The organism is Pedobacter miscanthi, assembly GCF_003315595.1.
Taxonomy (GTDB): Bacteria; Bacteroidota; Bacteroidia; order Sphingobacteriales; family Sphingobacteriaceae; genus Pedobacter; species Pedobacter miscanthi.
Map to the genome: position 1 here is coordinate 193198 of NZ_QNQU01000002.1, position 13867 is coordinate 207064.

At 40.7% G+C, this 13867-nt stretch carries 11 protein-coding genes; 9 read left to right on the forward strand and 2 right to left on the reverse strand.

The window, feature by feature from the left end:
• The first annotated feature begins 7 nt into the window (after positions 1-7).
• The 9 genes from DRW42_RS02790 (at position 8) to DRW42_RS02830 (ending at position 11950) form a co-directional block, all read left to right on the forward strand.
• Positions 8-1486, forward strand: coding sequence for a RagB/SusD family nutrient uptake outer membrane protein (locus DRW42_RS02790; protein WP_113947323.1), 1479 nt, complete (start codon positions 8-10; stop codon positions 1484-1486).
• A 47-nt stretch (positions 1487-1533) separates the two neighbouring features.
• The gene (locus DRW42_RS02795) at positions 1534-4008 is read left to right on the forward strand and encodes a zinc-dependent metalloprotease (protein ID WP_113947324.1); all 2475 of its coding nucleotides are present in this window, start codon (positions 1534-1536) and stop codon (positions 4006-4008) included.
• On the forward strand, positions 4005-6497 hold the full coding sequence (locus DRW42_RS02800) for a zinc-dependent metalloprotease (protein ID WP_113947325.1): 2493 nt from the start codon (positions 4005-4007) through the stop codon (positions 6495-6497). The genes DRW42_RS02795 and DRW42_RS02800 overlap by 4 nt, the downstream gene beginning before the upstream one ends.
• A gap of 146 nt (positions 6498-6643) precedes the next feature.
• Positions 6644-7309 carry a FadR/GntR family transcriptional regulator gene (locus tag DRW42_RS02805; protein ID WP_113947326.1) on the forward strand — a complete coding sequence of 222 codons (666 nt, stop codon included), beginning with the start codon at positions 6644-6646 and terminating at the stop codon, positions 7307-7309.
• 453 nt (positions 7310-7762) lie between these two features.
• The gene (locus DRW42_RS02810) at positions 7763-8986 is read left to right on the forward strand and encodes an MFS transporter (protein WP_113947327.1); all 1224 of its coding nucleotides are present in this window, start codon (positions 7763-7765) and stop codon (positions 8984-8986) included.
• 110 nt (positions 8987-9096) lie between these two features.
• Positions 9097-9966 carry an NmrA family NAD(P)-binding protein gene (locus DRW42_RS02815; protein WP_113947328.1) on the forward strand — a complete coding sequence of 290 codons (870 nt, stop codon included), beginning with the start codon at positions 9097-9099 and terminating at the stop codon, positions 9964-9966.
• A 589-nt stretch (positions 9967-10555) separates the two neighbouring features.
• Positions 10556-11047, forward strand: coding sequence for a hypothetical protein (locus DRW42_RS02820; protein WP_113947329.1), 492 nt, complete (start codon positions 10556-10558; stop codon positions 11045-11047).
• On the forward strand, positions 11044-11487 hold the full coding sequence (locus DRW42_RS02825; RefSeq protein WP_208643483.1) for a helix-turn-helix domain-containing protein: 444 nt from the start codon (positions 11044-11046) through the stop codon (positions 11485-11487). The genes DRW42_RS02820 and DRW42_RS02825 overlap by 4 nt, the downstream gene beginning before the upstream one ends.
• 31 nt (positions 11488-11518) lie before the next feature.
• Positions 11519-11950, forward strand: coding sequence for a hypothetical protein (locus DRW42_RS02830; RefSeq protein WP_147243653.1), 432 nt, complete (start codon positions 11519-11521; stop codon positions 11948-11950).
• A 28-nt stretch (positions 11951-11978) separates the two neighbouring features.
• Here DRW42_RS02830 and DRW42_RS02835 read toward each other — a convergent pair whose 3' ends face one another.
• Complete coding sequence (locus tag DRW42_RS02835; RefSeq protein WP_113947331.1) at positions 11979-13034, reverse strand: hypothetical protein; 1056 nt, start codon at positions 13032-13034, stop codon at positions 11979-11981.
• 230 nt (positions 13035-13264) lie between these two features.
• Complete coding sequence (locus DRW42_RS02845) at positions 13265-13519, reverse strand: hypothetical protein (RefSeq protein ID WP_113947332.1); 255 nt, start codon at positions 13517-13519, stop codon at positions 13265-13267.
• Between the last annotated feature and the right edge of the window lie 348 nt (positions 13520-13867).

Below are 13867 nucleotides of genomic sequence, written 5' to 3' on the forward strand. Positions count from 1 at the left end.
CAACGATATGAAAACTATTCAAATCTATATATTCACAGCCCTTGCACTTTTCGGTATACTTTTGAGTGGCTGTAAAAAGTTTTTGGAAATCCCGTTACCTACCGATCGCTTTGCTACAGAAGGTGCTTACCTGAACGATAATTCGACAGGCGCAGTACTTACCGGTATTTTTAGCACCGCGGCCGGAAGTATACTTTATAACGGAGCAAGTACACAATACGAAACGATCGGTTTCCGTACCGGTTTATATGCCGATGATTTAACACAGATACAGGCAGCCAGCGTAAATGCTATTGCGGCTACTACCTCGCAGTTTTACCTCAACGGACTTACTTCAACCAATTCAACACAATGGATTACACTTTATCGTCAGGTTTACAATTGCAACCTTACCATAGAGAATGTTGAATCGCATAAAGGCAATCTTGCCCGTTACAACCAGTGGATGGGTGAAGCATTGTTTATGCGTGCCTTTAGTTATTTTGATCTGGTAAACCTATACGGCGATGTTCCGCTGGCATTAAGTTCAGATTATTCTATAACCAATTTTCTTCCAAGGGCACCAAAGGCACAGGTATATGCACAAATGGCCGCCGACCTTGTAAAAGCCGAAAGTTTATTGGGAGAAACCTATCTTGACGGCCTCAGCGCAACTACCCCCAACCGCACACGCCCCAATAAATTCGCAGCTGCTGCATTACTTGCGCGTGTGTATTTATACATGGAAAATTATGCCGGAGCAGAAGCTGAAGCCACCAAAGTAATTGCCAATAGCGCGCTTTACCAGTTGCCCGCACTTACCAATGTGTTTTTAGCCAACAGCAACGAAACCATCTGGGCCATTGCGCCGGTTACAGGAAGCGTGGTACGCGATTATTACCTGTATACCACTGCTCCTGCTGTAAACGCAACACAGGTTGCATTGGCCAATATCAGTCCGGGTACCATGAGCGCTTCACTATTAAACAGTTTTGAGGCCAATGACCAAAGAATTGCAAATTGGACCGTTTTAAAAACCACCTCCACCGCACCGGTAAACGGTCAGTTTTATTATCCTGCTAAATATAAATCGGTGGTAAACGGAACCGAATTTTTGATCCAGCTCCGTCTTGCAGAACAATATCTCATCCGCGCAGAAGCACGTTTAAAACAAAATAATAATGTAACCGCAGCGGTACAGGATCTTAATTTGATACGCCAAAGGGCCAGACCAGCTACTCCTGCGGGTGCCCTTCCCGATTATCCAGCAACAATTTCGCCTGATGCCTGTATGGATGCCATTTTAAAGGAAAGACGCACAGAACTTTTCAGCGAATCAGGTCACCGTTTTTACGACCTGAAACGCACCGGTAGAATTGATGCAGTGATGACGGCTGCCGCAACCATAAAAGGCAGCACCTGGGCAAGCTGGAAACAAATCTGGCCGATCCCGTTAAACGATATCCAATTAAACCCGAATTTAACCCAGGCACCAAATTACCAGTAACACCTTTCAGGCTGCTGTATTCCGGTAGCCTGATTTAACAAACCTTCATGAAAAAGACCAATTGCCGACTTTATTTTAAAGTCTTTTCGACCCTTATTGCCCTATATTTCTCAATTTCTGCCTCAGCGCAGGTAAAAGACAGCACGGCAAACAGTGCAGGCGCCCGCATGCGTGCCTATAAAGCACTCATTACCAGCAAAGCAAAAACCTATAACAGTTTTGTACGCATGCATCAGGTAGATGATAAATATTACCTCGAAATCCCCGATTCACTTTTAGGCAGGGAAATCCTTACCGTAAACCGTTTGGGCCGGGCTGCGGCCGATTTCCGCTCCGCCGATAATCCTTTCGGTTATTCAGGCGACCTTATCGGCGAAAATCTATTTCACTTTGAAAAAAGTGCTGGCAACAAACTTTTTGTAAAAATGAAAAGTTACAAAGAAAGGGCAACCGACACCACTTTTAATGGTATGAAACGTTCGCTGGAGCGCAACAATTCTGAATCGCTTTTACAGTCTTTCACCATTAAAGCAACTAACGACAGTACCCATACTACAGTAATCGAACTTACCGAATATCTTAACCAGGATAATTTACTTTTTGGTTTTGCGCAGCAGGTTAAAATGATTAGCGGGCTTGGCATGATGCTGAACGACCGCTCCTATATCGAGTCGGTTAAAGGATACCCAGATAACCTGTTTATCCGTATGGTGAGAACCTATAACAAGCCGGTTTCTAAAGGAAGTGCTACCCTCGCTCCTTTTACCTTTGAGATCAACAGTTCGATGATTCTCCTGCCAAAACAGTTAATGGCTACCCGTACCGCTGATAAACGCGTTCCTTTTCAACAGGTTGATTATATTGATTTCGACCAGAATCCACTGGGTGTGGTTAACCTCGGTTACATTTACCGCTGGAGAATGGAACCTTCAAACCCTGCAGACTATAATGGAGGAAAATTAAGCAAACCCAAAACGCCGATCAGGATGTACCTTGATGCGCAGATCCCAAAAAAATGGCTTCCGTATATAGCAGAAGGACTGTTAAGCTGGAATAAGGCATTTGAAAAAGCAGGATATCAAGATGCCATAGAAGTGGTAATGCCTGATGCAGATTCAAGCCAGGTTTATCTTGAAAATGCCCATTTAAGTGGTGTGATTTTCAAACCGGGTACAGGCGAAAGCTGGGGAAATATCGTCCGCGATCCACGTACGGGAGAAATTCTTCAGGCGCAGCTTAATTTTTATCTGCAGGATTTAAATAAACTTTACAATCAATACCTTATACAGGCTGGTGCCCTGGATCCGCAATCACGCCGTCCCACGTTTACTACTGAGCTAATGGGGCGGCTGCTTGCAGCTTACATGAGCCAGCAAATGGCCAATGCACTTGGTTTAAAAGCCAATTCTGGTGCATCTGCAGCAGTCAGAATCTCCGATATCAGAAATAACAACTGGCTAAATAACCATGCATTTAATGGTTCCATTACCGATCAGGCACTGATCAATTATGTTGCACAACCACAGGATGCCATCGATCCGAAAAATTTATTGGCCCGGGTTTCAGAAAGTGACCTCTGGACCATCAACTGGGGTTACCGATTGCTACCGTCTCCCGAAGCAAAGGCATTAAACAAACAGATCATTGATAGAAGCAATAAAGGTCTGCAAATGTATTCGGGAGAAGCCGTTGCAGGTATCAACAGAACTACTCTTGATCCGAGGATCCAAAGTGGCGATTTAAGTAATGATGCCGTCCAGGCAGGGAAATCAGGCATTGCCAACCTTAAAAAAGTAGTACCCAACCTCCTTTCGTGGACCATCACCCCAGGACAGGGTTATCAACCTGCAGGCGATGTTTACAAACAACTGATAGCGCAATACAACCAGTACCTGCGGTATGCAGCCAACCAGATTGGTGGTGTATATATCGATATTAAAAATAGCGATCAAAAAGGCGAAGTTTTCACCTTTACATCCTTAGCTAAGCAGCAGGAGGCATTAAGATTTATCCAGCAGGAAGCTTTTAAAACACCACAATGGCTTAATTCACCTAAACTTTATGCACGTACAGAAACTGATTTCGATCTGGTAGGAAAAGTACAAAAAGAGCTTTTAGGCGATTTATTGGATGCCAAAACCTTATCAAAGCTGGTAACGGCCGAAAGCAGTGGCGAAAAAGGTTATAGTCCTTCGGCTTACCTCAGTGATTTATCAAACGGAATATTTTCCGAACTTGCCCAGCACAGCGCGTTTGATAACAACCGCCGCGAGTTGCAAAAAGTATATGTAAACAAATTGATTGTACTGGTACAGGCTATGGCCAAAAGCGATTCTGATCTATCATCCGTAATGCGTATGCATGCTACATTCCTGATGAAAAGAATCAAAACAGCAAGCGGATCTTACAAGGGCATTGGCGCATCGCATTTAACTGATTTATACGAACGACTTTACATTGGGTTACACAATCCTGCACAACCCGAAAGAAGCAATACTAACCCTTTTTCTACCGTACGATGAGAACCTATTTTTTATCCGCAGCCTTATCGCTCAGCATAATTGCCGTGTGCGCTTTCAATGGATTGGCACAACAACGCAAAAATTTTAAAAAGGCGACACCTACACCTGCCGTAGCACCTCCTGCCCTTCCAAAACCACCGGCAACGCCCGCAAACCAGCCTAAACCTTATAAGGAAGTAATCCCTGATGGCACCAAAACCAGCAAAGGTTTTATGCTTGTTCATCAGGTAGGCGACCGTTATCTTTTCGAAATTCCGGATAGTTTATTTGGGCGTTCTATTTTTACCGTTAACCGAATCACCAAATCTGCTCAGGACTGGCGAAATCCACTTGGCGGCCTCTGCAGCTATGGCAACGACTGGATTGGACAGGCCATGTTCAGTTTCGAAAAATCAGGTCAAGACAAAATAGCATTAAAGTTAATCAGTACGACAGATCGTGTTACGGATAACGACCCTGTGCTTACTAAAGCCATGGCAGGAAATAATTTTGAACCGATTTACGCCATTTTTCCGGTAAAAGCTTATAATAAGGAAGCAAAATCGGCCGTAATCGACCTTACCGACTACCTAAATAGTGATAACCCAATATTTGGTTATTTAAGCGGACTTAAAATGCTGGCCATGCCGGGTGTGTTTGCTCCCGATCGCTCATTTTTAAATTCGGTAAAGGCCTATCCTAAAAATATCGAGGTATTCAGCACCCGCACCTATACTTCCGGTAGTACTGTATTAACCGGCGAGTACAACAGTTCGATTATCCTGCTTTCTAAAACCCCAATGAAAAGCAGATCATTGGATGAACGTGTAGGTTTTTTCGGTGTAAGCCCGGCAGATTACAAAAGTTACGATGCAGACGGACATATCCGCAATCAGGCTAATATCTGGCGCTGGCGCCTGGAACCTAAACCTGAAGACCGTGCCCGTTATTTCAGGGGTGAGCTGGTTGAACCTGCAAAACCTATTGTTTTCTATATCGATCCGGCAACACCAAAAAAATGGGTACCCTACCTTATTAGAGGGGTAAACGACTGGCAGAAAGCATTCGAAAAAGCCGGCTTTAAAAACGCTATTATGGCCAAAGAAGTAGATCCCGCCGACTCTACCTTCGATATTAACGATTCGAGGCACAATGTAATGGTTTACAAGGCTTCGGCCATTGGCAATGCCATGGGGCATTCGCTCCAGGATCCGCGCAGTGGCGAAATTATCGAATCGCACATTCAATGGTACCACTCGGTAATGGAAGTACTCTACAAATGGTATTTTATACAGGCCGGCGCCATTGACACCACCGCACAGAAACCACAGTTTAGCGATGAGTTAATGGGGCAACTGATCCGTTTTGTTTCATCGCACGAGGTTGGTCACGCGGTAGGCTTACGCCACAATTGGGGATCTTCATCAACCACCACCATTGCACAGCTCCGCGACAAGGCCTGGGTAGAAGCACATGGACATACCCCTTCTATTATGGATTATGCCCGTTTTAATTATGTTGCCCAACCCGAAGATCACATCGCCCAAAGCGGAATTTTCCCAAGAATAGGCGATTACGATACCTGGGCGGTTGAATGGGGTTACCGGTTACTACCCGATACCCTAAACGCTGATGCAGAGAAAAAAGCGCTCGATAACTGGGTTACCAATAAAGTTGGTGCCAATAAACGCCTGCGCTTTGGCATTGGTGATGATCCTACGGCAAAATATCCGCAGAACCAGCGCGAAGACCTGAGCAACGACGCCGTAATGGCTGGAACTTACGGCATCAAAAATTTAAAACTAATTAAAAAGAACCTGATGAAATGGACACAGGTTCCAGGTGCTTCCTACGATCGTACTGCCGACATCTATAAAGCTTTGGTTGATCAGTACGATTGGTATATCAAACACGCCACAGCCTATATTGGCGGCATGGAATTTACACCCGGCAGCAATACCAATAATGCAGCGGTTTATGGTTTCGAGCCCCTTAACAAACAAAAACAGGCTGTTGCTTTTTTAAACCACGAACTTTTTACCACGCCAGAGTGGTTACGCGATGAAAAACTTTACCGTTTAAGCAGTGCCGATTTCAGCAGCATCCAGGCCATACAGAAAAGAACATTACAGCAATTGCTGGATGAAAAGCTTTTTAACAAACTTCGTGCAACCGAAAATGCTACTGGCAGTAAAGCCTATGACCTTCGCGCATTTTTGAACGACATCTACAATGGCATTTTTGCCGAAGTGATTAAAGGTGGCCCGATCAGTGCGAACAGAAGATTTTTACAGAAAATATATGTTAATGAGCTGGTTGGTTTAATTCCGGTACTAATCAAATCGGATGGAGATGCTGCATCACTTATAAAAACACAGGCTAAACAATTGCTGGTTACCTGCAAATCCGATTTAAAGAAACCATTGGGTAAAATGGAACGCGCACATCTCGATGATTTGGTGGTGCGTTTAGATGATGCATTATACAGGCCTATGAGGCTTGGCAAATAAAATAAATATGTTGAAGTAGTTAGTTTAATGAGTAAGCGGCATCCTGGATGGGGGCCGCTTTTCTTATGCCTTAAAAAATTATAATTTCTTTTTTTAGTAAAAACTTTTACATTTGCAATCATCTGATGATATGATGATAAAAAGCTATGAACTCATTGATCCAAAAAAAATCTCTTGCCGAAGAAGTAGCTACCAGACTGCAGCAACAGATTTCGGGTGGCGAATATAAGATAGGCGAAAAACTGCCTATCGAACCCGAACTGATGAAAGCATTTGGTGTGGGCCGGTCAACCGTGCGCGAAGCGATCAAAATCCTTTCCAATTCGGGATTACTAAGGGTGCAGCAGGGAGTTGGCACTTTTGTAAACAAGACCAGTAGTGATAACGAACCGATGGATCATCGTTTGAAAAGGGCTAAAATCCAGGATCTTGATGAAATCAGACAGATGCTCGAAATGAAAATTGCCGAAAAAGCTTCACTACAGCGCACTCAGGAAGATATTGGACAGATTAACATACACCTGGCAGAACGCGATCGAATGGGAAAAGCAGGAATGCTGAAAGAATGCATTGAAGCAGATATCAATTTCCACGTGGCCATAGCGCGGGCTTCTAAAAATGATATCCTGTTGGATCTGTATAAAACGGCTTCCTTACACTTAAAAAACTGGTTCGAAGAGATTAATAAAAACACCGATAGTTTTGTAGAAACACAGCAGCTCCACCAGCAATTATTAAATTACATTATAGCGAAAGATCCTAAAAAAGCCCTGAACACCGCTGCGAAAATTTTGAAATACGCTGCAAAATAAAAATTTGAGAAAATTCATCAGATGATCTGATTTTTATTAAGAATGTTTTAATGTTAAAAGGTTTCAATGTTGGAATGTTGTGGACAAGGTTCAGAATATAAAAAGTGTCATTTCCAATGAAGCGAAACGCCAGGTGGGGAAAGAAAAAAATGAAGGAATAGAAAGCTTTGCATTATGCGTTTGGCGCTTTGCGTCTACTAAACCGATTAAACAATGAGCCAGTTGCCAGTCTCGGGACAGATTTCTCGACTGCGTTGCACTTCGCTCGAAATGACGATTGTGAGAATGAAAGCACGAAATGAAAGAATAAAACGACTCGGCGTGATGCGTGAGGCGCCTTGCGTCGACTGACCGATTAAACAATTAACAATTTAACAACACAGCAATTAGACAAGTAGCCAATAACAAATGCACCAAATCTAAATTCATCAGATGATCTGATTATTATATATTATGAAAACTACACTACAACCCACTATCCCGCTGCAACCGGAAGCCGTTGCGCAAAAAACAGTTTATGCCATTCTGTTTACCATTAGTTTTAGCCATCTTCTTAACGACATGCTACAATCTGTTGTGCCCGCTATTTATCCCCTGTTTAAAGAACGTTTTAATTTTTCGTTTACGCAGATTGGATTAATTACCTTCACTTTTCAGTCAACCGCATCTTTATTACAGCCTTTTGTAGGCTTTTATACCGACAGGAAACCGAGACCATTTTCATTATCGATCGGAATGTGTTTTGCCCTGATGGGATTAATCATGCTTTCGGTAGCCTCGAGTTTTACTTTAATTCTTTGCGCAGTAAGTTTAATGGGCATCGGCTCTTCTATTTTCCACCCTGAATCATCGAGGGTGGCTTATCTCGCATCTGGTGGTAAAAAAGGTTTGGCACAATCGATATTCCAGTTGGGTGGAAACGCCGGCTCAGCCATCGGGCCACTTTTAGCTGCACTGATTGTTATTCCCTACGGACAGTTTTATATTATCTGGTTTAGTTTAGCGGCTATACTGGCGATTCTGGTTTTGATCCAGATCGGCAAATGGTACAAAGGCCATTTACACCTCAAAATGAAAAATCCTGTGGCCACTCAGGCAGAGAAAGGTCCGGGATTATCTAAGAAAAGGGTCATTATTTCTTTATCAATCCTCCTGGTACTCATATTTTCCAAATACTTTTACATGGCCAGTATGACGAGTTATTTCACTTTCTTCCTGATCAATAAATTCCATGTTTCAGTACAACAATCGCAACTTTATCTCTTTGGCTTTTTAGCTGCTGTTGCCGCCGGAACAGTTATTGGCGGTCCGTTGGGCGATCGCTTTGGAAGAAAATACATCATCTGGATATCCATTCTTGGTGTAGCACCTTTTACCCTTTTATTACCTTATGTAGGTTTAATGTGGACCGTTATTCTGGCAATAATAATTGGTGTAATTATTTCATCTGCCTTTTCTGCAATATTGGTTTATGCCACAGATCTGGTACCCGGAAAAGTAGGCATGATTGCCGGATTGTTCTTTGGTTTTGCCTTTGGTATGGGTGGGGTTGGTTCTGCCCTATTAGGTTGGCTGGCCGATAAAACAAGTATCGGATATGTGTTTCAAATTTGTGCATTTTTACCGCTTATTGGTATTATTACCGGTTTTCTGCCCAATATTGAACATAAAAAATAGTATTTATAACAAGAACACATTCTGATTTGGTTTGTGTTCTTGCTTTTTACCATTTGGTAAATCTCCCTTAATTGTACCTCCCTAATTTTGCATCTGTAAACACGAAATTTATGATAGCAATAACAGGAATTACCGGTCATGTTGGCCGCGTAACAGCAACATTATTATTAGAACAAAAGCAAGACATAAAAGCAATTGTACGCAACACGGCTAAAGGTACCGAATGGAAAGATAAAGGTGCTGACGTAGCCATAGCCGATTTATTCGATGCAGAATCGTTGACCAAAGCTTTTGAAGGTGCAGAAAGTATTTTTGTTATGACGCCCCCAGCCCTGGATCTTGAAAACCCGATTGAGCAACACCTGCAAATGCTGGAAGCCATTACAACTGCAATAAAGAAAAGTAATCCAAAAAAATTAGTTTACCTCTCTTCTATTGGAGCACATTTAGCGGAAGGAACTGGAGCAATCAGGAAGTTATATGATATGGAACAGGCACTCACACAACTTGATATTCCAACTGCCGGAATAAGGGCGGGTTGGTTTATGGAAAATTTTACCGGATCGCTCTCAGGTGCAATTGCTACAGGTAATTTACACAGTTTTTTAAATCCAACCGACTTAAAAGTACCCATGGTCGCTGTAGCTGATATTGGTAAAACGGCTGCTGCATTGTTACTTCAGGATTGGGAGGGGCACCGAATTATCGAGCTGGAAGGTCCGCAAGCCTACTCCGCTAATGATGTTGCGGCTGTAATTGGCAACTTAACGGGTGAAACTATTATAGCATCTCCTATTTTACGCGAAGATTACGAAAGCACTTATTCATCTTTTGGTTTTACACCCAATGCATCGAATTTGATGTCAAAAATGAATGATGGTTTTAATAACCAGTGGATTGTTTTTGAAAAGAAAAATACAGAACATGTTTGCGGCGAAACATCGCTGGAAGAAATGTTGGGGAAAGTTCTTCAGGTATAACAATGAAATAGGTTGTAACAAAAAACTGATCCTTTTATGTTTTGTCACATTGAGCTTATCGAAATATCTCTTAAAACAATGTTAACCAGGCTCTTCGATAAGTCCACAATAACAAATATAAATCACTGAAAATCATAAGTATATTTTTTTCAATAACCATATAAGGCATAGAAGGGACATATAAGCTACATGTTCTTATATGGTTAAATAAACGCTCAATTCGAAAAACGACTGTATGAACAGCTTAGATGTTCTCAGGTGACTTAAGAGGTAAATTATAAACAGTGTAATCTTTATTTTTTACCACCACCTTAGGCACCTAAGTTTTACAGGTGGAAAAAATTAAACTTAATTTAACCACCGTATAAGTACGTCATTCTGTTTTTATAGCCCCCCTTATGGTTTAGCCGGAATGACAATTCAATACTTTTATACATCTTTTTTATTATATTTATAAGGATAACTGGAAATCAATAGTCGCTGGTTCCCATATTATTATACAATCGCTTTGTGATTTTTATTAAAAAATGTGAAAAACTTTGTATATCTCATTTTTGGTTCTATTTTTGTACTTAACTTATAAGTTAACTTGATTGCAACACTCTCAAAAGTTCTACAATTTGACAAAGTAGCCTATTATACTTTCCATTTGGAAGGGAGGGCTAAAAATGAATTCAGGGACTTTATCGACAGGGCAAAAATTAGCGACAACAACCAATTAGCGGAATTAAGTAGATTTATACAGAACATTGGACAAAAATATGGTGCAGAAGAAGCGCATTTCAAAAAAGAAGATAATGCAGATAGACTCCCGCCGCCATATTATCACCATATTTCAACAAAGGGATTAAAGGATTATGGGTTAAGGTTATATTGTATCCGGTTAACTACAAAAATTGTGATCCTTTTAAATGGAGATCATAAAAAAGCACAAAAAGTACAAGACTGTCCAAATTGTAAAAAACATTTCATGATGGCTAAAAAAATTGCAAAAGTGATTGATACAGCCATCAGGGATAAAAATATTGAATTAGTAGGATTCGACATACTGCTCGAAGACGACTTTGAAATAGAACTATGAAAAAGCCAGCAGACCAAACAGCATTGTTTCAGGATTTTGAAGAAATTATAGGTTCGGCAAAAAAGGAGAGTATCCATTTTGTTGATAAAACCATGGACATTTCCCATTACATCTTAACGCTTTTAGAAAAGAAGGGACTGAAACAAAAAGATCTGGCCAGGCTCTTAAATAAAAAGGAGGCTGAAATAAGTAAATGGATGGGCGGACTTCACAATTTCACACTCCGTACGATATCGGCAATAGAAGTGGCACTTAATGAACAGATTGTGCTGATCCCCAACACCACCCATATCTATTCAAATGTTAACATGGTTAATAATAAATCAGTAGTTTTCTTTGGAAGTAAGCATGCCCCTTTGCCCAAAAATGAATGGACAACTATACGAAAGGTTACTGCTAAAAAAGATTCCACTGTACCAGCTTATGCATTAGTTTCTTAATATGGCAAATATTAACCCTGATAGGATCAAAATGATTAGCATAAGAACCTTAAAAGGAAACATTAATTCCGACGAGGCTGATGCTGATCTTGATCCAAAAAATTATGAGATCGAATGTACTCCCGAAATTGCCACCAATTTAAAGGAGTTGCTTGTAAGGATTATTTTCAAAATCGATATCCATATTCTTAACAAGGAAGGCAAAAAATCGGGAACCTCTGGTTCATATACCAATGAATTTATATTTGAAATAGAGGGAATAGAAGATTTTATAAAATCACGTAACAGTGGCGAAGTAGATATCCATCCGGAACTCGGTACTGCCTTATTAAGTTTGGCTTTCTCAACATCAAGAGGGATGATTTACACCCGTACCCAGGGAACAATACTGGATGGGATTATACTTCCGGTAATTGATGCCTCTGATCTGCAAAAGGCTTTTGCCTCACCGCAGGTTCAATAACTTTTTAGCAGTAAAAACAGTTACCTCATTACTTTTTGGTAATCAGGTATATTTTATCTCTTACGGGCGAATAAAAAGAATAACCATAAGCTGAATGGTAAAACGCCGGCCTGAAATTATCTGCCGAAGAGTTTCTTTCGCTAACGGTATAAAGCCTCAGCTTATAATTGTCGAACCGCTCTTTTTCTGTAGCCAGTTTATCTACACGAAAATCTAATTTTTTTCCTGCAACATGCGTGCGGAAAAAACCTTTTCCCCTCCAGTTGTAAACTTTGAACCCTCCCTGCCCGCCACCGATGATATGCGCATAGTTCATTTTTTCTTCAGGATAATAATAAAGCAGTTCTACATTATCCGGCAGGTAAGGATCACTCTCTCCGCTGCTGAATACTATTTTACGATAGCGCCCGGCGCTCAACTCGTCCGGAACATCATCATAGGCCGATACTTTTTGATATAAAACCCTCCACTTTTCATCTTTATACCAGAAAAACTTACGGATATAGGTTCCTTGCACCACATAAAATTTATAGAAATAATATCGGCTATCGCTGATTGCCTCTGAAATCAACTCATTCATTTCTTTTTCAGAAAGATGGAAATCAGCATTAACAGCATGGATTATTTTTTTGGTTATATCTCCATTTGATGGCCAGGTAGTATAATACTCGCCCTCCTCTTTGGTATACATGATAAAATCATCGATAAATTCGGCCCAGTAACCATCGTATTTAATATAAAGCGAATCTGCAACTATTCCTTTTTCGTTAAATTTATAATACTGGTAATCGGCTTTGGTATCCTCGTCTTTTTGTGCATCGCAATATACAATGAGCTGATGATTGACCGACGGAAAAATGCGGATGGGATTTGGGGAGGCTGCCCCCGAAACCTGGACTGTATAAAGTAAACTCACCTTAAAATCCGGAGAAGCATATTGCTCATCAATCGGCTGGATAGCTGCATATTCTTTGGGCAGAGGCTCTTTGTTCCTTTCGATAAAAAATTCCTTAAACGGCTTGAAGATGATAATCAATATCACTATAACAACCAACGGGATGATCCAGAGCAGCATTTTTTTCATTTATTTTTCTGTACCATAATTTAGCCGATAAAAGGCAATATTTCATTATATGGTTTTTGTGTTATGGACCCGTATAGTGCAACAAAAAACAGTATTATAACAATTAACAGAACCAAAGGTTTATACCTGAAAGCAATTCCCTTTTTTACAGTATAACGGTAATGGATGTAAGTTCCTAAAAGAAATAAACCTGTAAATAGCAATATAAAATATGTAACCTGCATAATCATTTATTTTTTTTCTGTTGCAACCCTAAAAGCAACGTAAGCGCCAATTAATATCACCAATATTCCTGTGCCAATCTGCGTAAGATATTCGGCAACCCAACCTACCAGTATAGCTACCAGATTGACTTTACCATTTGCATCGGGCATAAACAATTTGCCGGTGAAAATATAAACTGCAAAGGCTACGAAAACCGAAAACCACACCAAGGCATAAACATAATGGAGAGGATTTGTACTGAATTGGATTTTTTTATTCATAAGAGATGATTTAGAATTTAATGCGATAAATATACAATAAATCACATTGACGAGAAAAATATTTTTAAAGGCATTATTTATTCTGAAATTCCTTTCAGGTCCAATTTTCAAAAAAAAGCAGATTACAGGAGCCTGATTATGAAATTATTAAGCTTTTTTTAATACGCGAAGCTATTTTAGTTAATCTTAACAGGCATAATTTACCCCTGTTGAGACTAACCAGATATGATTAACCTACCCAACAATTACCGGGGCTTGCTTATGCCTGCGGCCATATTGTATACGTGCGTCATCTACGCTCGCCAACCTTTTTTACTGGGTTTTAAATCCATCGGAGCAACATTAACC